Consider the following 19,732-nt stretch of genomic DNA (forward strand, 5'->3'; position numbering starts at 1 on the left):
CCTCACAATCGTGCGGCACACGATAAAACGGGCCCGGCGCACATGAATGCGCCGAGCCCGTTGCGTATCGGCTCGCCGTCGCCGCGTTACTTCGCCTGCGCCTTGTACGCGATGCAGTCGACCTCGACCTTGCAGTCGATGACCATGCTCGACTGCACGCACGCGCGTGCCGGCGGATGCTCGCCGAAGTACGACACGAACACCTTGTTGAACGACGCGAAATCGCGTGCGTCGTCGAGCCACACGCCGCAGCGCACGACGTGCTCGAGCCCATAACCGGCTTCCTTCAGGATCGCGATCACGTTCTCGATCGTCTGCTTCGACTGCGTGACGATCCCGCCTTCGACGACCTCGCCGTTCACCATCGGCGTCTGGCCCGACACATACAGCCAGCCGTCAGCCTCGACCGCACGTGCGAACGGCATCACCTGGCCGCCGGTACCCTTCGCTTCGCCTACGCCATATCGCTTCATCGTTTCACTCCTTGTTTTGTCGACCCGGGCAGGCGCTTCAGCACCGCCCCGGATCCCATGCAACGCTCGGTTGCGGATGCGCGCGCCGGCAGCGGCGCGCGCGAAGATCGGAACAACCGCCGCGCTCAGAACGCGGCGTCGGCGCCCACCGGCACGCGCTCGCCGCGCGCGACGAAGCCGCCGGCGCGCTCGCCGGTCGGCTGGCCGTTCTCGTAGGTCAGCACGCCGTTCACCCACACGGCATCGATCCCGTGCGCGGGCTGCTGCGGCTTCTCGAACGTCGCGGCGTCGATCACGCGCGCCGGATCGAACAGCACGAGATCCGCGTGATAGCCCACATGCACCTCTCCGCGCCGCGCGATCCCGTAGCGGCGCGCGGACAGCGACGTCATCTTGCGGATCGCCTCCTCGAGCGGCAGCAGGTTCGTGTCGCGCACGTAATGGCCGAGCACGCGCGGAAACGCGCCCCACAGCCGCGGGTGCGGCAGCGGATCGTTCGGCAGGCCGTCCGAGCCGACCATCGTCGCGGGGTGCGACAGGATCCGCCGCACGTCGTCCTCGGACATGTTGTGGTACACGGCGCCTGCCGGGCGGATGCGCTGCGCGGCTTCCTGCTCGGTTACGCCCCAGTCGGCCGCGATCGCCTTCAGCAGCTTGCCCGCGACTTCCGGGTGCGGCTCCGACCACGTGATCGTGATGTCGATGTCGCCGGTCACCTGCTTCAGGTCGAGCGTCGACGAGCTGCGGCTGTACGGATAGCAGTCGCAGCCGACCGGCTGGTAGCGGCGCGCGCCCTCGAGCGACGCGAGCACTTCGGTGCTGCGCCCCCAGTTCGACGGGCCCGCGCATTTCAGGTGCGAGATCACGACCGGCACCTGCGCATGGCGGCCGACGCGATACGCCTCGTCCATCGCGTCGAGGATCGCGTCGAACTCGGTGCGCATGTGCGTCGTGTACAGCGCGCCCGCATTCGCGAGCGGCTCGGCGAGCGCCATCACTTCCTCGGCCGGCGCCGCGAACGCGGAACCATACGCGAGGCCCGACGACAAGCCGAGCGCGCCGTTCGCGAGTGCCTCCTCGAGCTGCGTGCGCATCGCGGCGATCTCGCCGCCGGTCGCCGCACGGTCGAGGCGGTCCATCTGGTTGTTGCGCAGCGCCGTGTGGCCGACGAGCGCCGCGACGTTCACGGCCGGGCGCGCGTCGTTCACGGCCGCGACGTAGTCGGCGAAGGTCGGGTACCGGAACGCGCCGCGCTCGCCGAGCAGGTTCATCGGATCGGGCGGATCGCCCGCGAGCGTCACCGGCGACGCGCTGATCCCGCAGTTGCCGACGATCACCGTCGTCACGCCCTGCGAGATCTTCGGCAGCATCTGCGGCGCGCGGATCACGTGCGTGTCGTCGTGCGTGTGCACGTCGACGAAGCCCGGCGCGAGCGCGCGGCCGTTCGCCTCGACGACGGTCTCGGCGAGCCAGTTCGACAGGTTGCCGATCGCCGCGATCACGCCGTTGCGGATCGCGACGTCGCGCGTGACGGGCGGTGCGCCGGTGCCGTCGTACAACTGCGCGCCGACGATCAGTGTATCGGCGGCTTCGGGATGCGAATGCATGGTCAGTCTCCTACCGGTTGACGGTCTCCGCCGCCGCGATGCGCATCGAGCGCATGCTTGATGCGGCGCAGCGATTCTCGGCCCGCATCGCCGAGCCGCAGCGCGACTCCGGTGACGAGCACGTCGATCGCCATCATCATCGCGTAGCGCGATGTCGACGGCTTGTAAATGAAATCGGTTTCGAACGCGACGACCGGGATCAGGTGGTCGGCGAGCTTCGCGAGCGGCGAAGCCGGCGCGGTGATCGCGATCAGCTTCGCGCCGTAGCGTTTCGCGAGCCGGCAGCTCTCGAGCAGCTCGGGCACGCGCCCGCTCACCGACAACGCGACGACAACTGCGTCGCGCGACAGCGTCGCGGACACCATCCGCTGCAGCAGGCTGTCCTGGTAACTCGCGACCGGCCGGCCGAAGCGCACGAGCCGGAAGCGCAGCTCGTCGGCGAGCATGGTCGAGCCGCCGCCCTGCCCGTACACATAGATCATCTTCGCGCCGGCAAGCAGGTCGGCCGCCGCGTCGAACGACGTGTTGCGCAGCAACTGGTGGTTGTGCGCGAGCGCCACGCGAATCTCGTCGTAGACGACCGACGCGGGGCTCGCGTCGGCGGCCGGGGCATCGTCGGACGGCACCAGAAAACGCTGGCCGACGGCCGCCGCCTGCGCGACGAGCACCTTCAGTTCGCGCACGTCGCGGCAGCCGACGGCCTTCGCGAAACGCGTGACCGTCGCGGCGCTGACCTCCGCGTCGCGCGCGAGCGCGCCGATGCTCGCATGCGCGGCGCGCGCGAGATCGGCGAGGATGAACGCGGCGACCTTGCGCTCGGCTTCGCGCAGCTCGGGCGCGCATTCGGCGATCCTCGCGACGATGTCGAGGACCGGCGGGGCGGCCGAAGCCGGATGGGGCTCGGCCGCGAGCGGAGCGGACGGGGTGGCGGGCGTATTCATCTGCGGGAAAGGTTGCGAAGCTTGATGTTACTAAATAACATCACCGCGCCGATGCTACTTTCTGTACCATCGGCATGTCAACTTCAGTGCAATGCATAGTGATGATGGAGCGGGATGACATGAAAGTTACAAACTATCAGGAAGCGACGATCGATCCTTTCGGCAAGGGCCTCGGCAACCTGCCGAGCGCCAGCGTGCCGCTCGGCGACGCGGGCCGCCTCGAGTGGAACCTGCTCGCGGAAGACGTCAGCCTGCCGGCTGCCGTGCTTTACGAGGATCGCATCGAACACAACCTGAACTGGATGCAGGCCTTCGTCCAGCGGTATGGCGTCAAGTTCGCGCCGCACGGCAAGACGACGATGGCACCGCAACTGTTCCGCCGCCAGCTCGATGCGGGCGCGTGGGGCATCACGCTCGCGACCGCGCACCAGACGCAGGCCGCGTATCACGGCGGCGTGCGGCGCGTGCTGCTCGCGAACCAGCTCGTCGGCCGCCAGAACATGACGATCATCGCCGGGCTGCTGTCCGATCCCGACTTCGAATTCTTCTGTCTCGTCGATTCCGCCGAGGGCGTCGACCAGCTCGGCCGCTTCTTCGGCGACGCGAAAAAAACGCTGAACGTGCTGCTCGAGCTCGGCGTGCCGGGCGGCCGCGCGGGCGTACGCGACGCCGCGCAGCGCGAGGCCGTGCTCGCCGCGCTCGCGCGCTATCCGGACACGCTGAAGCTGGCCGGCATCGAACTCTACGAAGGCGTGCTGAAGGAGGAAGGCGAGATCCGCGCGTTCCTGCAGGACGCGGTCGCGCTTACGCGCCAGCTGGCCGACGCCGGCCGCTTCGCGCGCACGCCGGCGATCCTGTCCGGCGCCGGTTCGGCGTGGTACGACGTGGTCGCGGAAGAATTCGCGAAGGCGTCCGACGCAGGCTTCGCGGAAGTCGTGCTGCGTCCGGGCTGCTACCTGACGCACGATGTCGGCATCTACAAGAAGGCGCAGACCGACGTGTTCGCGCGCAACCCGATCGCACGCACGATGGGCGAAGGGCTGCTGCCCGCGCTGCAGCTGTGGGCGTACGTGCAGTCGGTGCCGGAGCAGAATCGCGCGATTGTCGCGCTCGGCAAGCGCGACGCGGCGTTCGACGCGGGCCTGCCCGAGCCGGCGCGCCACTTCCGCCCGGGCCGCGACACCGCGCCGCGCGACGTCGCCGCCACCGAAGGCTGGGCCGTCACCGGGATGATGGACCAGCACGCGTACCTGCAGATCCCGCCGGGCGCCGACGTGAAGGTCGGCGACATGGTCGCGTTCGACATCTCGCACCCGTGCCTGACGTTCGACAAGTGGCGCCAGGTGCTCGTGCTCGATCCGCAGTTCCGCGTGACGGAAGTGGTCGAAACGTTCTTCTGACGCACGTTGCGCGCGCCGCCCCGCCGCTCGCGCGGGGCGGCCGTCACGCGCGCTTCAAGCTGCCGGAGTACACTGCGCTTTCGTCCTCGGGGCTCCTCGCGGCCGTTGCGTCGGTCTGCCGCACACGGCGCGAACGGGGCCCTCAACGCTGCTTCACTGGAGAAAGCCATGGCCGCGAAGAAGATCCTGTTCCTGACCGGCGATTTCGCCGAAGACTACGAAACGATGGTGCCGTTCCAGGCGCTGCAGGCCGTCGGCCATCACGTCGACGCAGTCTGCCCGGGCAAGCGCGCGGGAGACAAGATCAAGACCGCGATCCACGATTTCGAGGGCGACCAGACCTATACCGAAAAGCCCGGCCACCAGTTCACGCTGAACGCGGCGTTCGACGACGTCGACGCATCGCGCTACGACGCGCTCGCAATCGCGGGCGGCCGTGCACCCGAATATCTGCGACTCGACCCGAAGGTGATTTCGCTCGTGCGCGAGTTCGCTGCGGCCGGCAAGCCGATCGCCGCGATCTGCCACGCCGCGCAACTGCTCGCGGCCGCCGACGTGATCCGCGGCAAGCGCATCTCGGCCTACCCGGCCTGCGCGCCCGAGGTGAAGCTCGCGGGCGGCGAATACGCGGACATCCCGGTCGACGCGGCCGTGACCGACGCGCCGTTCGTCACCGCACCTGCGTGGCCCGCGCATCCGGCATGGCTCGCGCAGTTCCTCGCGCTGCTGGGCACGCGCATCGAGCTGTGAACCTGAAGTGAATTGAGATGAGATGAGATGAAGCGCCGGCCGGCGGCGGGATTTCATGCCCGCTTGCCGGTGGCGATCGGTCGCGGGCGCGGCGTGCGCGCGTGCCCGCGCCGCGCTTCAGCGCGCGACCGGCGTCGAACCGACGTCCGCGATCCGCGATTCCAGCATCGCCAGCGCGCCCGACAACGCATTCAGCACGTCGTCCGGCAACTGCGCCACCGTCTGTTCGAGAAACGCCTTGCGGCGCGGCAGGCATGCATCGAACGCGGCGCGGCCGTCGTCCGTCAGCGTCACGTTGGTCACGCGGTTGTCGCGTGCGTCGGACTCGCGCTCGATCCAGCCGAGCGCGTCGAGCGACTTCAACTGGCGCGTGAGCGCGCCCGGATCGATGCGCAGCACTTCGACGAGCTTCTTCTGCGACGAATGTCCACCCATCGTGTGCAACGCGACCATGACGCGCCAGCGCGGCATCGGCTGCCCGACGTGCGCTTCGAACGCGGTCATGAACGCGCGATACGTGCGTCCGAATTGCTGCAAGATCGCGACGCGGTCCTGTTCTTCCATGCGCTGATTTCGTTTCCGGTGAATCGTTGAATCGTTAATCGGCCGCGACGTGCGGCTCGATCTTGCGCCGCAGCGCGATCGGCGGCACGCGGCGGCACTGCCATACCGACACCACGGCGACGACGGCCGCCATCGCGACGCCCAGGTGAATCGCGCCGACGAGCGCTTCGCGGGCCGCTTCCAGCAGCAGCGCGCCATTATGCCCGGCGCGCGTCAGCTCCGCGACGAGACCGCCCTGCGCCGCCCGGTCGATCAGGATCTGCGGATCGGCGAGCTGCGCATGCCACTGCATCGCATGGTCGGCCGCGAGTGCATTGCGCACGCCGCCAGAATACATCTGGTTGACGAGCGTGCCCGTCAGCGCGGTGCCGATCATCCCGCCGACCATCCGCAGCGACTGCAGCAGCGCCGTCGCGATGCCGAGATGCTCGCGGCCGGCCGCCTGCTGCGCGAATACCGTGAGGTTCGGCAGCACGAAGCCGAGCCCGATGCCGCCCGCGACCATCAGCGCCATCAGCATCCAGGTCGGCGTCGTGTGCGTCGACACGACGATGCCCGCGCATGCGATCGCGAACAGCACGAAGCCGACGTGCAGCATCGCGTTCGGATTGCGGATGCGCGTGACGACGCGGCCGTTCATGATGCTGCCGATCGTGATGAACACGACGAGCGGCGTGATCACGAGCCCGGCCTCCTTCGGCGACATCCCGAAGCCGCCCTGGAACAGCAGCGGCGCGTAGAACAGCAGCGAGAACATCGAGAAGCCGGCGAGGATCGCGAGCACGAACAGCGCCGACAGCGCGCGGTTGCCGAACATGTCGAACGGCAGAATCGGCTGCGCGCAGCGCTTCTCCCAGTGCCACAGGCCGACGCCCGCCGCGACCGCGACGACGAGCAGCAGCGACGCCCAGCTCGCGACGCCGTACTTCGGCAGCCATTCGACGAACAGCTGCAGCGCGCCGAGCGACAGCGCGATCAGCAGCGCGCCCGGCCAGTCGAGCCGCATCTTGCGATCGTGCTCGACGTGGCGCAGGTGCGGCAGGTAGCGCCACACGAACAGCAGCGACAGCAGGCCGACCGGCAGGTTCACGTAGAACACCGAGCGCCAGCCGAACGACTGGGTCAGCACGCCGCCGAGCGACGGGCCGACCGCGTTCGCGATCCCGAAGGCCGAGCTCATCAGCACCTGCCAGCGCAGCCGCACGACCGAATCCGGGAACAGGTCGGGAATGCACGCGAACGCGGTGCCGACCAGCATCCCGCCGCCGATCCCCTGCAGCCCGCGCGCGAGCACGAGGGTCAGCATGTCGTTGGCCATCCCGCACAGTACCGACGCACCGGTGAACACGACGATCGACACGATCACGAACGGCTTGCGGCCGTAGTAGTCGCCGAGGCGGCCGAAGATCGGCACCGTGATCACGGAACTGAGCAGGTACGAGGTCGCGACCCACGCGTACAGGTCGAAGCCCCTCAACTCGGCGACGATGGTCGGCAGCGCGGTGCCGACGACGGTCTGGTCGAGCGCGACGAGCATGGTGACGAACGAGATCCCGATCATCGCCAGCAGCGATTCGCGGAACGGCAGGACTTGCCCGCTCGAATGGTGGGCGGCAGTATGGACGGCCATTTTTTGTTGATGCAACTTTTGACGAGTCAAACAATCTCAAAATTCTAGCATGTCGGAGTAATCTAGGCCGGCGGCGGTCAAACCGCCCCCCGGCCACCAAGGAGAAAGATGGAACCGATTTCAATCACCCCAGCGACGACGCTGTCGCCGGAGGACCGGGACGCGCTGCGGCGCGCGAAGCAGGTGCTGGAAAGCCCGTCGCTGACGATGAAGCTGACGGGCGTGCTCGGCGCGCCGGTCGAGAAGATGATCGCGCGGCTGCCTGATTTCGCGACTGGCAAGATCAACGATGCGACGCAGCTCGCGCTGCGCAAGTGCCTGAACATCGCGCTGCGCACGCTCGGCAAGCCGCAGGCGCCGGACGCCGAGCCCGAGAAACCCAGCAACCTGCTGCACAAGCTCGCGGTCGCGACAACCGGCGCGGCGGGCGGCGCGTTCGGCTTTCTCGCGCTGCCGGTCGAGCTGCCGGTGACGACCACGCTGATCTTCCGCTCGGTGTGCGACATCGCGCGCAGCGAGGGCGAGGATCTCGTGTCGGTGGAGTCGCAGTTGCAATGCCTGGCCGTGCTCGGCATGGGCGGCAACCCGGACAAGCAGGAAGAGGACGCCGATCTCGGCTATTTCGTGCTGCGCGGCGCGCTCGCGCAGGCGATCTCGAAGGCGTCGTCGGACATCACGACGAAAGGCATCGCCGCGCACAGCTCGGCGGCGGTGTTCAAGCTGGTACAGACGGTGGCATCGCGGTTCTCGGTGCAGGTGACCGAGCAGATGGCCGCGAAGTCGATCCCGGCGATCGGCGCCGTGCTCGGCGCGACCGTCAACACGCTGTTCATCGACCACTTCCAGCAGATGGCGCACGGCCACTTCACCGTGCGCCGCCTCGAGCGCAAGTACGGCCCGGCGGCCATCCAGGCCGCGTATCAGGCGATCGACGCCTCGCCGACGCGCTGAACCGCGCGTTCGACCGCGACGCGGCGCAGGAACGCGGCCGCGCGGTCGAGCGCATCGCGCGCTTCCGGCACCATCGGTGCGTAAAGCTGCCACACGTGCGGCATGTCCGGCCACACCTCGATCTCGACCGGCACGCCGGCCGCCTTCGCCTTCTCCGCGACACGGCGCGAATCGTCCAGCAGCACCTCAGTGCTGCCGACCTGGATATACAGCGGCGGCAGGCCCGCGAAATCCGCATAGAGCGGCGATGCGTACGGATGCGTCGCCGGCGCGTCGCCGAGGTACAGCTTCGCGGCCTTCGGCAGCGCGGCGCCGGCGAACATCGGATCGGCGCCATCGTTGGTGCGCATCGTATCGCCCGTGCCGGCCAGGTCGGTCCACGGCGAGAACAGGATCGCGCCGGCCGGCAACGGCTCGCCGCGATCGCGCAGCGCGACGAGCGTCGCGAGCGCGAGGCCGCCGCCGGCCGAATCGCCGCCGAGCACGATCGACTCGGGCGGCGTGCCGAGCGCCAGCAGTTGACGGTACGCGGCCAGCGCATCGTCGAGCGCGGCCGGGAAGCGGTTTTCGGGGGCAAGCCGGTAGTCGAGCGAGAACGAGCGCACGCCCGCGCGCTTCGTCAGGCCGAACACGAGCGGCCGATGGGTCTTCGTCGAACAGAAGTAATAGCCGCCGCCGTGAAAGTACAGCAGCGTGCGGCCGGGCGCGCGACCCGCGCCCGTGTCGGTGCGTTCGAGCCATTCGCCGCGCAGCGGCGCGTCGCCCGCGCCATGACATTCGCGCAGCCGGTAGCCCGACGGCGCACGGCGCGGCACGACCATCCGCAGGTCAGTAAAGCGCCGTGCGCGGGCGGGATCGAGCACCTCGCGCGTGGTCTCGGGACGGAACTGCCAGCGCAGCAGCCAGCAGGCGAACTTGCTTTGCCAACTCATCGGACGCACTCCGTAATCACAGTGTGACGATGGTACGTGCGATCGTTCCGGCGCCGTTCGAACGGAGCCTCTACATCAAACGCCGGCGCTCAGTTCGCCGGCATCAGCTGGCCGCGGATCTCCCCGGACGGGTGCTCCTTTGTGTGGACGTTGAAATACCACTTGCCGCCCATCAGGTCGGTGACCTGCGCGTCGGTCAGCACCTTCGAGCCCTTGATCGGGCTCGCGAGCTCGTCCTTCGGAATCGGCACCTGCACGCCGGCGTTCTGGCCGACCGGCGCGGGCCCATGGAAGTGCGCGGCCGTCGCCGGGCCGGTGAGGTGTTCGTAAGTCACCATCCATTGCAGCGTGCGGCTGGCCGTGTCGTAGGTGGCGTCGACGGCGCCCGAGCCCTTCGTCGCCGTCGGCGGCACTTCGCTCGACGGCTGAAGACTGGCGGACAGGCGCACCGTTTCGGCAGCGGCGTTGCCGGCGGCCAGCACGCCCGCGAGTAACACGACCTGGAACAAACGCAGCTTGAGCATGGACTCTCCTTGCACGACGTTGTACGCCGCCCGAACGGGAGCGTTACACATGATGGTAGTCGATCGCCGCCGATCCGGGAGTCCTCCGAACGGCCATGCCGCGAATCGCCGCACGCCCATCGGCGCGCCGCGCACGGCAGGTCGTCTCGCGCGACGCATCGCGTCAGTCTGCGTCAACCTGGAAGAGACCTTTGCAGCCTGACGCCTGAATCCGCGCGCGGCCTTTCGCTACACTTCGTCTCATAGTTGCTTGTTTCCTTCGTCCGAAGGAGTCTGCGAGTATTCACGCGGCCACCCGGCCGCGTTTTTTTTTTTGCGTGCGCCGCGCGGCCTGGCGATGTGACATGCCGGCATCGCAACGTGAATCCGCATTCGTCATATGACAAGCATGACGAAGAAATTTCCGCTGCTTCTCCTTCGCATCGAATATCGCGCTGCCCATCCTGTCGTGCGGCGCGAAGACGCGCACCAGGCCGGCCTCGGCTACCGCTTCTAGCGGCCCCGCGGCCGCCCCGCGTCACGCGCGATAGCCGGGATCGATGCGATCGACGATGCGCTGCAGCGCGTCGAACGCGTCCTGCCCCGCACCATGCTTCGGGTCGAAATTCAGCGAATCGCGCACGCACGCTTCGAGCACGGGCGGCACGATCGGCAGCGCGTCGCCGATCGCGTGCGTGGCAACCTGCACCTCGCATGCGCGGTTGAGCAGCCACATCAGCGAGAACGTCTGCGCGAGCGTCGCGCCGATCGTCACCGGCCCGTGGTTGCGCAGCAGCAGCACGGGCCGCCCGCCGGCGCTCTCGACGATGCGCCGCCCCTCCTCCAGATGCACGGTGATGCCCTCGAAGTCGTGATACGCGATCTTCCCGTACAACTGCGCCGAATAGAAATTCGAGAACGACAGCCCGTCGCGCGAACAGCACACGGCCATCGTGGGCGTCGTGTGCACGTGCATCACGCAGTGCGCGTCGGGCAGCGCCGCATGGATCGCGCTGTGGAACGTGAAGCCGGCCGGATTGATCGGCCAGTCGGAATGGTCGATCACGTTGCCGTCGATGTCGATCTTCACAAGGTTCGACGCACACACTTCGCGGTAATGGAGCCCGAACGGGTTGATCAGGAAATGCCCGTCCTCGCCTGGTACGCGCAGCGAGATATGGTTGTAGATCAGCTCGGTCCAGCCGAGATGATCGAAGATGCGGTAGGCCGCCGCGAGCTGCACGCGCGCCTGCCATTCGGCTTCGGAGAAGCGGGCGGGACGCGTAAACGGCTGGTTCGGTACACGTTGCATGGGGGGGCACTCCGGTTGCGGGCGTGCGCGTCCGCGCGGGCGGCTGCGCGCATCGTCCATCGTCTCCTGGCGCCGCACGCGGCTCATGCGGCTCATGCGGCTCATGCGGCGCGTCGTTCGGTCACCGCCCCGGCCCGCATTGCGAGAGCCGTCCGGCGACGTCTTCACGATACGCACATCGTTGCGCACACAACCATATCACCTTTCCCCGCGCACCGGTATCGCAGGTTTGGCCTGAGCCGTTCCGGCCCTTACAACTGGTCGTCGACCGGCAGCAGCGTGAAGATGCCGGTCATCAGGTTGCGCAGCAGCCCCGCGTGCGGATCGACGTGATAAGTGGTCGGCCGGCCGTCGTCCGTGCCCGTCCACTCGAGTTCGGGCGCGCCGCCGCCCGCCGGCGTCGCGAGGCTCACGCGATAGCTTTCGTCCGGCTGCGTCACGCGCGCGAAGATCGTCGCGACCTGCTGCGCGAGCGCCGGACTGTGGATCACGAGCGCCAGTTCGGTATTCAGGTGCGCGGAACGCGGATCGAGATTCATCGAGCCGATCACGAGGATCTTCCGGTCGATCACGTACGCCTTCGCGTGCAGGCTCGCGCGCGAGCGCGACCCGAACAGGCGCGGGCGCTGCCGGCCGGGCTGCGCCTTGAACTCGTACAACTCGACGCCGTGCCGCAGCAGCGGCACGCGGTACGGCCCGTAGCCGGCCTGCACCGCAACCGCGTCGGTCGCGGCGAGCGAATTCGTCAGGATCGCGACGCGCACGCCGCGCGCGGTCGTGTCGCCGAGAATCTTCACGCCCGCGTCGTGCGGCACGAAATACGGCGAGAACGCGAGGAATTCCTGCTGCGCGCCGCGCGTCAGTTCGACGAGGCGCCGCATCGGCGGGCTCACGTATGCGTCGGTCGGCTGCGCGACCTTGTCGGGCGCGTCGGCCTTGAACTCGGCCTGCGCCCACACGAGCGCGAGCTCGTCGCGCGCGATCTGCTGCGCAAGCGGCGTCGCGTTCAGCGGCTTCGCGTTGTACGGATCGGCGTTCTGGCGCCAGTGGGCGCGCAACTCGTCGCGCATCGCGTCGAGATCCTTCGGATCGAACGACTGGTGATTCAGCACGCGCAGCGGATAGCTGCTCGCGCTCGCCCAGTAGGTGTCGAAGCTCGCCGAGATGTCGGTCGTCACGGGGCCGGCGGCGAGCACGTCGAGATCGCGGAACTGCAGCGTCGGGCTCGCGCTGAAGTATTCGTCGCCGAGATTGCGGCCGCCGACGATCGCAATCCGGTTGTCCGCGATCATCGCCTTGTTGTGCATCCGGCGCGTGAAGCTGTCGATACTCGTGAAGAAATTGGTCGTGCGCTCGACCATGCCCTGCTGCGACGCGCCGAACGGGTTGAACACGCGGATCTCGATGTTCGGGTGCGTGTTCAGCGCGGCCATGATGCGGTCGATGTCACGGAAGTTCAGGTCGTCGACCAGCATCCGCACACGCACGCCGCGATCGGCGGCGTACAGCGCCGCGGCGAGCAGCAGCTTGCCCGTCGTGTCCTCGGTTGCGATGTAGTACTGCATGTCGAGCGTCTTCGTCGCGGCGCGCGCGAGCGCGATGCGCATCTGCAGCGCCTCGGCGCCGTCCGCCAGCAGCCGAAAACCCGACTGGCCCGGATGCGCGGCCTCCGGCGCGGCCAGCGCGTCGCGCAGCGGCGTCGCGGTATCGGACGGCAATGCATGGGAAACCGGGCGATCGAGCGTGGTGGCGGGCGGATGCGTCGCGCACGCGGCGACGAGCGACAGCAGCACGCAGACGGCCAGCGCACGGGCCGGGCCGCATGCGGCGCGCCACGACAGCGCGGCCTGCGCGCGCCGGATGAAAGACGTGAGCACGGAAGCTTCCTCGACTGGCGGAACAAGGGTCCGCATTCGCCGCGGCGCGAGGCTGGCGGGCGGTTCCAGCCGATTTTAGTGGGCGCCCGATGAACCGGTCAATCGCGCGGGTGGCGCAAGCGGCACCCCGCTGCGGCAGCGGGCGACGTGGGCGGCCGGCGAACGTCCGCGTGCCTGGCGTCGAGGTCCGACCGCCCCGGATCCGCCCGTCGGGCGGCCCGTGCACCGAAACGGTCCGACCAATCTCATGCCCCGTCGCCGCTGCGCTCGAAATGGCTGCGCACGTAGTCGATATGCGTCTGCATCGCGGTGCGCGCCTCTTCGGGCCGATGCGCGCAAATCGCGTCGCACACGACACGGTGCTGCAGCAACAGCAGCTCGGACGCCTGCTCGTCGTCCGTCGTCATGCCCGCCACGTTGATCGAGATGTGCTCGCGCAGCATCCCGATCACGCTCGTATGCAGGTGCAGGAACATCGTGTTGTGCGACGCAAGCGCGATCGCCTCGTGCAGCTTCGCGTCGGTCGCGGCTTCGACGGCCGCGTCGTTGTTCGCATGCGCGGTTTCGAGTTCGCGCAGCAGCGTGCGGATCCGGCGCCGGTCGTTCGCATCGGCCCGCAGCGCGGCGAAATACGCGGTCGCGCCTTCGAGCACACGGCGGAATTCGAGGATGTCGTCGCGCAGCGCCGGATGATCGGCGACCAGCTGGCCCCACGGCGACGCGATGCCCGCGCGCAACTGGTCCGTCACATAGACGCCCGCGCCGCGCCGGCTCTGCAGCAGCCCGCGCGCGACGAGCCGCTGGGTCGCCTCGCGCACCGTGTTGCGCGCGACGCCGTACTGCTGCGCGAGCACGCGCTCGGCCGGCAGGCGCGCGCCGGCCGGCCAGGTGCCGTCGAGCAGCGCCGTCTCGATCTTGCGCATCACCACTTCGGTCCGGCCCCGTGCCGTCATCGCTGCCATCGTCTCGTCTCCCCCGGAATGCCCGTCGCGCCGATTGGCCCAACCAATTTGAGCTGCGGCGCCGTCGCGGGAATTATGCAGCGAAATCGTCGTCCCGCATCCGCATGCCGGGCCGTCGCCACTGGAGCGAGACATGAACGAAAGGCAGTACCCCGCCGCCGCCCCCGCGCACGTCTATCTGTTCGCGACCTGCCTGGTCGACCTGTTCGCCCCCGAAGCGGGGCTCGACGCGGTCCGCCTGCTGGAGCGCGAAGGCCTGACCGTCCACTATCCGCGCGGCCAGAGCTGCTGCGGGCAACCGGCCTACAGCAGCGGCAATCCCGACGAAGCGCGCCGCGTCGCGGCCGCGCAGCTCGACCTGTTCGCCGAACCGTGGCCCGTGATCGTGCCGTCGGGCTCGTGCGCGGGCATGATCCGTCACCATTGGCCGGCGCTGTTCGCCGACGATCCCGTCCATGGCCCGAAGGCGCGCGCGATCGCGGAGCGGACCTACGAACTCGCCGAATTCCTCGTCCATGTGCTCGACGTGCAACTCGACGCGGCCGCGGCAAGCGCCGGGCCCGACGAGCGCGTCGTGCTGCATACGTCGTGCGCGGCGCGCCGCGAAATGGGCACGCGCGTGCACGGCGTCGCGCTCGTCGACGCGCTGCCGGGCGTGACGCGGATCGAACACGAACGCGAATCCGAATGCTGCGGCTTCGGCGGCACGTTCTCGCTGAAGCATCCCGACATCTCCGGCGCGATGGTGCGCGACAAGGTCGCGTCGGCCTGCGCGACCGGCTGCGACCGGCTCGTGTCCGCGGACTGCGGCTGCCTGCTGAACATCGGCCATGCTGCGACCAAGGCCGGCGCGTCGCTGCCGGTCGAACATCTTGCGAGCTTCCTGTGGCGACGCACGGCCGGTGCCGCGCCGCTGCGCGGAGACAAGCAATGAGCGCGCGCGACGCGATTCTCGCGCGCCTGCGCAGCGCCGCCCCGGGCGTCGCCGCGACGGCAGCCGCCGCGCTCGATGCGCGCATCGACACGCATTACGACACGCGCCGCGCGCCAGCCGAGCGCGATCCGCACACGCTCGCTCAGGCGCTGCAGGCCGCGCTCGCCGCCTCGCACGCGCAAGCCTGGTGCGCGACCGACGACGAATGGCCCGCTCAGCTTGCCGCGCGCCTCGCGGACGCCGGCGTGCGCCGCCTGCTGCTCGACCCGGCGCGCGCCGAATCCGCGGCGCTCGCCCGCGCGCTGCCCGACGCGGTCACGCCCGTGCCGTTCGACCGGCCGATCGACGCGTGGAAGGTCGAACTGTTCGACACGATCGATGCGGGCTTCACCGTCGCACGCTCGGGCATTGCGGCCACCGGCACCGTCGTGCTCGCGCCCGATGCCGGCACGCCGCGCACGGTGTCGCTGGTGCCGCCGCTGCATGTCGCGCTCGTCCACGCGAACACGCTGCATGCGGACCTGCACGCAGCCGCGCACGCGGAGCGCTGGCATGCCGGCATGCCGACCAACCTCGTGCTGGTGTCGGGGCCGTCGAAGACGTCCGACATCCAGCAGACGCTCGCTTATGGCGCGCATGGCCCGCGCCGCCTGTGGGTCGTGATCGTCACCGATCCGGCTGCCGATGCCGCGGCCGCCCGGCCGGCCGCAACCGCTTGCGAGGACCAACCGCGATGAGCGACCACACGCTGCAATTCGTCGCCCCCGACGACTTCAAGGCCCGCGCGCGCGCCGCGCTCGACGATCCCGCACTGCGCCGGAGTTTTCGCGGCGCGATGGACTTCCTGCAGGGCAAGCGCGCGACGCAATTCCCCGACGACACCGAGTTGCAGCAGTTGCGCGATCTCGGCGAAGCCGTGCGCCGGCACGCGCTCGCGCAGTTGCCCGCGCTGCTCGAGCGGCTGGAGGCGAAGCTCGTCGAAGCCGGCGTGCACGTTCACTGGGCCGAGACGGCCTCCGACGCGAACGCGATCGTGCTCGGCATCGCGCAGGCGAAGAAGGCGCGCCGCGTGATCAAGGGCAAGTCGATGGCGAGCGAGGAAATCGAGCTGAACCATTACCTCGCGGATCACGGCGTCGACTGCATCGAGTCCGACATGGGCGAGTTCATCGTGCAGCTCGCGGGCGAGAAGCCGTCGCATATCGTGATGCCGGCGATCCACAAGACGCGCGGCGACATCGCCGAACTGTTCGAGAAACACATCCCCGGCACGCGCTACACGGAAGACGTCGACGAGCTGATCCAGACCGGCCGGCGCGCGCTGCGCCGCGCGTTCGCCGACGCGGACATCGGCCTGTCGGGCGTGAACTTCGCGGCAGCCGACACGGGCACGCTGTGGCTCGTCGAGAACGAGGGCAACGGCCGCCTGTCGACGACGGTGCCCGACACGCACATCGCGATCATGGGGATCGAGAAGGTCGTCGAAAAACTCGAGCACATCGTGCCGCTGTCGAGCCTGCTCACGCGCTCGGCTACCGGCCAGGCGATCACGACCTACTTCAACCTGATCTCGGGCCCGCGCCGCGACGGCGAACGCGACGGCCCGCGCGAACTGCATCTCGTGCTGCTCGACAACGGCCGCACGCAGGCCTACGCGGACGAACAACTGCGCGCGACGCTGCAGTGCATCCGCTGCGGCGCATGCATGAACCACTGCCCCGTCTATACGCGCATCGGCGGCCACGCGTACGGGACGACCTACCCGGGGCCGATCGGCAAGATCATCTCGCCGCACCTGCTCGGCCTCGACGCGACGGCCGACCTGCCGACCGCGTCGACGCTGTGCGGCGCATGCGGCGAGGTATGTCCGGTCCGGATCCCGATCCCCGAACTGCTCGTGCGGCTGCGCACCGAGGCGAACCGCAAGCCCGACGAACCCGTCGCGCATCCGCTGCGCGGCCAGGGCGCGAACTACAACCGCGCGGAAGACCTCGTGTGGCGCTTCTGGTCGGGCGCATTCGCGCATCCGCGCGCGTACCGCGCGTTCCGCTGGACGGCGACGCGCCTGCGCGCGCTGACACCCGCGAAACAGATGGGCTGGACGCAGCACCGCACGCCGCTCGAACCGGCGCCGCGCAGCCTGTCCGACCTGCTGCGCGCACGCGGCCAGCCCGAATAGACATCGCTTTCCCGACCGTACCCATAGAGATACAGACACAGATGGAGGAGACAACCATGCAGGTTTGGCATCAGATCTACACCCCGCTCGGCAGCCTCGGGCTGTCGGCGTTCGTCGCCGCGATCCCGATCATCTTCTTTTTCGTCGCGCTGGCCGCGCTGCGGATGAAGGGCCACGTCGCGGCCGCGATCACGCTGCTGCTGTCGCTCGGCGTCGCGATCCTCGCGTACGGGATGCCCGTGCCGCAGGCGCTCGCGGCGGCCGGCTTCGGCTTCGCGTACGGCCTGTGGCCGATCGCGTGGATCATCGTCGCGGCCGTGTTCCTGTACAAGATCGTCGTGAAGACCGGCCAGTTCGACGTCATCCGCGCATCCGTGCTGTCGATCACCGACGACCAGCGCCTGCAGATGCTGCTGATCGGCTTCTCGTTCGGCGCCTTCCTGGAAGGCGCGGCCGGCTTCGGCGCGCCCGTCGCGATCACCGCCGCGCTGCTCGTCGGCCTCGGCTTCAAGCCGCTGCACGCGGCCGGGCTGTGCCTGATCGCGAACACCGCGCCGGTCGCGTTCGGCGCGATGGGCATCCCGATCATCGTCGCTGGGCAGGTGACGGGCATCGACCCGTTCCACATCGGCGCGATGGCCGGCCGCCAGCTGCCGCTGCTGTCGCTCGCGGTGCCGTTCTGGCTCGTGTTCATGATGGACGGGCTGCGCGGCGTGCGGCAGACCTGGCCGGCCGCGCTCGTCGCGGGCGGCAGCTTCGCCGTCACGCAGTACTTCACGTCGAACCACATCGGGCCCGAGCTGCCGGACATCACGTCGTCGCTCGTCAGCCTCGTCGCGCTCGCGGCGTTCCTGAAGGTGTGGCAGCCGCGCACCGCGCAGCAGCCGGCCGGCGGCATCGTCGCGACCGGCGGCGGCGCTGCGCTGGCCGGTTTCGGCGCGGGCAGGTTCGACGCGGGCGGCACGGGCGCGAGCCGGCAGGCGTCGCCGTACACGCTCGCGCAGACGGTGCGCGCGTGGTCGCCGTTCCTGATCCTGACGGCCGTCGTCACCGTATGGAGCATCGCGCCGTTCAAGGCGCTGTTCGCCGCGCACGGCGCGCTCGCGTCGACCGTGCTGAAGTTCCATGTGGCGGGGCTCGACCAGCTCATCGTGAAGACCGCACCGATCGCCGCGACGCCGAAGGCGCTTGAAGCCGTGCTGAAGATCGATCTGGTGTCCGCGGTGGGCAGCGCGATTCTCGTGACCGCGCTGATCTCGATGGCGCTGTTGCGGATGAAGCCGCGCGACGCGCTCGTCACGTTCGGCGAAACGCTGAAGGAGCTGACGCGCCCGATCCTGTCGATCGGCCTCGTGCTCGCGTTCGCGTTCGTCGCGAACTATTCGGGGATGTCGTCGACGCTCGCGCTGATGCTGGCCGCAACCGGCGCCGCGTTCCCGTTCTTCTCGCCGTTCCTCGGCTGGCTCGGCGTGTTCCTGACCGGCTCGGACACGTCGTCGAACGCCCTGTTCTGCTCGCTGCAGCAGGCCACGGCCCATCAGCTCGGCGTGCCCGAGACGCTCGCGGTGGCCGCGAACACGACGGGCGGCGTGACCGCGAAGATGATCTCGCCGCAGTCGATCGCGGTCGCGTGCGCGGCGACGGGCCTCGTCGGCAACGAGTCGGCGCTGTTCCGCTTCACGGTGCGGCACAGCCTGCTGTTCGCGGTGATCGTCGGCTTGATCACGCTGGTGCAGGCGTACGTGCTGCCGGGGATGGTGCCGTAAGCGGCGCGCACACCCGCAAAAACAAAACCCCACGCCCGGAAGAGCGTGGGGTTTTTCTTTCTGCCTGTCGATCGTCGGCGTCGGCCGGCGAGCGGCTGCGCGATCAGCTGCCCTTCGCGATGCGATCCTCGATGTGCTGCGCACGGCTCGTCGAAGACGGGTGCGAGCTCATCATCGAGCTCTGGCCGCCATCGAGCTTCGCCAGCTTCTGGAATGCGGTGACGAGGCCCTTCTGGCTCATGCCCTTCTGCTTCATCAGGTCGAACGAGTAGTCGTCCGCCGCGCTTTCCTGCGTCTGCGAGAACTGCGCGTTGATGAACTTCTCGGTGATGTCGCCGAGCTGCGAGCTCGTCAGCGCCGCCACGCCCGGCGATGCCGCGCCGGCCGCGCTGCGCGCCGCGCTCACCGCGTACGCCGTCTGCATCGCCTTCTTCGAGTGACCCAGTGCGACGTGGCCCATTTCATGGCCGATCACGCCGCGCAGTTCGTCGTCGTTCATCATGTCCATCAGGCCGCTGTACACGCGCACGCAGCCGTTGCCCATCGCCCACGCGTTGACGTCCTTGGTCACGTAGACCTTGTAGTTGACCTTCTGGCCATTCAGCGTCATGTCGCCGAAGCCCTTCATCACCTTCGTCAGGCGCTTCGAATACGCGCTGTTCGCCGGCGCGATCTTCGATTCGGCGTCGCTGGACTTGCACGAGTCGTTCGACAGCGCGGCGATGTCCGAATCGGACAGCGTCGCTGCCTTGAACAGGTTCGTCCCCGCCGACGTCAGGCTGTTCGCGTCGAGACTCTGTACCCCGCCGCATGCGCTCAACAGGAACGCCACGCCACACGCTGCCACCGCTTTCTTGAGTTGCATCCCGGATCCCTCGATAGTTGTATTTGGGAGCGGCGATTTTGCATAATCCGGCAGAAAATTACCAGATGTTTACATCCGATGACACC

The 19,732-nt window shown here is 68.8% G+C and carries 18 protein-coding genes; 7 read left to right on the forward strand and 11 right to left on the reverse strand.

Annotated elements, in window-relative coordinates; all coding sequences use genetic code 11:
• Positions 1-86: 86 nt before the first annotated feature.
• From FPJ27_RS33200 to FPJ27_RS33210, 3 genes are all read right to left on the reverse strand, one after another.
• On the reverse strand, positions 87-473 hold the full coding sequence (locus tag FPJ27_RS33200; RefSeq protein WP_204424502.1) for a Rid family hydrolase: 387 nt from the start codon (positions 471-473) through the stop codon (positions 87-89).
• A 125-nt stretch (positions 474-598) separates the two neighbouring features.
• Positions 599-2,080, reverse strand: a complete 1,482-nt coding sequence (locus FPJ27_RS33205) for a D-aminoacylase (protein WP_204424505.1) — start codon at positions 2,078-2,080, stop codon at positions 599-601.
• Positions 2,081-2,082: 2 nt separating this feature from the next.
• Entirely contained in the window at positions 2,083-3,021 is a 939-nt protein-coding gene (locus FPJ27_RS33210) for a MurR/RpiR family transcriptional regulator (RefSeq protein ID WP_072445132.1), read from the reverse strand.
• Between the two features lie 119 nt (positions 3,022-3,140).
• Here FPJ27_RS33210 and FPJ27_RS33215 point away from each other — a divergent pair, with 119 nt between their 5' ends.
• Both FPJ27_RS33215 and FPJ27_RS33220 read left to right on the forward strand, forming a co-directional pair.
• Positions 3,141-4,421, forward strand: coding sequence for an amino acid deaminase (locus FPJ27_RS33215; protein WP_204424507.1), 1,281 nt, complete (start codon positions 3,141-3,143; stop codon positions 4,419-4,421).
• Between the two features lie 168 nt (positions 4,422-4,589).
• Positions 4,590-5,171 (forward strand): DJ-1/PfpI family protein, encoded by a 582-nt coding sequence (locus FPJ27_RS33220; protein WP_034179017.1) that lies wholly within the window; start codon positions 4,590-4,592, stop codon positions 5,169-5,171.
• A 117-nt stretch (positions 5,172-5,288) separates the two neighbouring features.
• Here FPJ27_RS33220 and FPJ27_RS33225 read toward each other — a convergent pair whose 3' ends face one another.
• Positions 5,289-5,735 carry a MarR family winged helix-turn-helix transcriptional regulator gene (locus FPJ27_RS33225; RefSeq protein ID WP_072445134.1) on the reverse strand — a complete coding sequence of 149 codons (447 nt, stop codon included), beginning with the start codon at positions 5,733-5,735 and terminating at the stop codon, positions 5,289-5,291.
• Positions 5,736-5,769: 34 nt separating this feature from the next.
• A complete protein-coding gene (locus FPJ27_RS33230) occupies positions 5,770-7,365 on the reverse strand; it encodes an MDR family MFS transporter (protein ID WP_072445135.1) in 1,596 nt (531 codons plus the stop codon).
• A gap of 108 nt (positions 7,366-7,473) precedes the next feature.
• On the opposite strand from FPJ27_RS33230, the gene FPJ27_RS33235 reads away from it, so the two are divergent.
• The gene (locus FPJ27_RS33235) at positions 7,474-8,316 is read left to right on the forward strand and encodes an EcsC family protein (RefSeq protein WP_204424511.1); all 843 of its coding nucleotides are present in this window, start codon (positions 7,474-7,476) and stop codon (positions 8,314-8,316) included.
• Here FPJ27_RS33235 and FPJ27_RS33240 read toward each other — a convergent pair.
• From FPJ27_RS33240 to FPJ27_RS33260, 5 genes are all read right to left on the reverse strand, one after another.
• Positions 8,286-9,248 (reverse strand): alpha/beta hydrolase, encoded by a 963-nt coding sequence (locus FPJ27_RS33240; protein WP_204424515.1) that lies wholly within the window; start codon positions 9,246-9,248, stop codon positions 8,286-8,288. The genes FPJ27_RS33235 and FPJ27_RS33240 overlap by 31 nt on opposite strands.
• Before the next feature lie 89 nt (positions 9,249-9,337).
• Positions 9,338-9,772 carry a CHRD domain-containing protein gene (locus tag FPJ27_RS33245; protein ID WP_204424517.1) on the reverse strand — a complete coding sequence of 145 codons (435 nt, stop codon included), beginning with the start codon at positions 9,770-9,772 and terminating at the stop codon, positions 9,338-9,340.
• 517 nt (positions 9,773-10,289) lie between these two features.
• Positions 10,290-11,063, reverse strand: a complete 774-nt coding sequence (locus FPJ27_RS33250; RefSeq protein ID WP_204424519.1) for a class II aldolase/adducin family protein — start codon at positions 11,061-11,063, stop codon at positions 10,290-10,292.
• A 251-nt stretch (positions 11,064-11,314) separates the two neighbouring features.
• The gene (locus FPJ27_RS33255) at positions 11,315-12,940 is read right to left on the reverse strand and encodes a phospholipase D family protein (protein WP_204424521.1); all 1,626 of its coding nucleotides are present in this window, start codon (positions 12,938-12,940) and stop codon (positions 11,315-11,317) included.
• Between the two features lie 245 nt (positions 12,941-13,185).
• Positions 13,186-13,902, reverse strand: a complete 717-nt coding sequence (locus FPJ27_RS33260; protein WP_072445142.1) for a FadR/GntR family transcriptional regulator — start codon at positions 13,900-13,902, stop codon at positions 13,186-13,188.
• A gap of 133 nt (positions 13,903-14,035) precedes the next feature.
• On the opposite strand from FPJ27_RS33260, the gene FPJ27_RS33265 reads away from it, so the two are divergent.
• The 4 genes from FPJ27_RS33265 to FPJ27_RS33280 are packed head-to-tail and all read left to right on the forward strand — an operon-like array spanning position 14,036 to position 18,781.
• Positions 14,036-14,836: a (Fe-S)-binding protein gene (locus FPJ27_RS33265; RefSeq protein ID WP_072445143.1), complete on the forward strand. Its 801-nt coding sequence runs from the start codon at positions 14,036-14,038 to the stop codon at positions 14,834-14,836.
• The gene (locus FPJ27_RS33270) at positions 14,833-15,573 is read left to right on the forward strand and encodes an LUD domain-containing protein (RefSeq protein WP_204424523.1); all 741 of its coding nucleotides are present in this window, start codon (positions 14,833-14,835) and stop codon (positions 15,571-15,573) included. Before FPJ27_RS33265 ends, FPJ27_RS33270 begins: the two co-directional genes overlap by 4 nt.
• Positions 15,570-17,015 carry a LutB/LldF family L-lactate oxidation iron-sulfur protein gene (locus FPJ27_RS33275; RefSeq protein ID WP_204424526.1) on the forward strand — a complete coding sequence of 482 codons (1,446 nt, stop codon included), beginning with the start codon at positions 15,570-15,572 and terminating at the stop codon, positions 17,013-17,015. The genes FPJ27_RS33270 and FPJ27_RS33275 overlap by 4 nt, the downstream gene beginning before the upstream one ends.
• Positions 17,016-17,071: 56 nt before the next feature.
• Positions 17,072-18,781 (forward strand): lactate permease LctP family transporter, encoded by a 1,710-nt coding sequence (locus tag FPJ27_RS33280; RefSeq protein ID WP_204424530.1) that lies wholly within the window; start codon positions 17,072-17,074, stop codon positions 18,779-18,781.
• Positions 18,782-18,884: 103 nt separating this feature from the next.
• Here the strand turns inward: FPJ27_RS33280 and FPJ27_RS33285 are convergent, their stop codons facing one another.
• Positions 18,885-19,646: a M48 family metalloprotease gene (locus FPJ27_RS33285; protein ID WP_034179029.1), complete on the reverse strand. Its 762-nt coding sequence runs from the start codon at positions 19,644-19,646 to the stop codon at positions 18,885-18,887.
• Positions 19,647-19,732 lie beyond the last annotated feature (86 nt).

This window comes from Burkholderia sp. MS455 (assembly GCF_016899445.1).
Taxonomy (GTDB): Bacteria; Pseudomonadota; Gammaproteobacteria; order Burkholderiales; family Burkholderiaceae; genus Burkholderia; species Burkholderia pyrrocinia_C.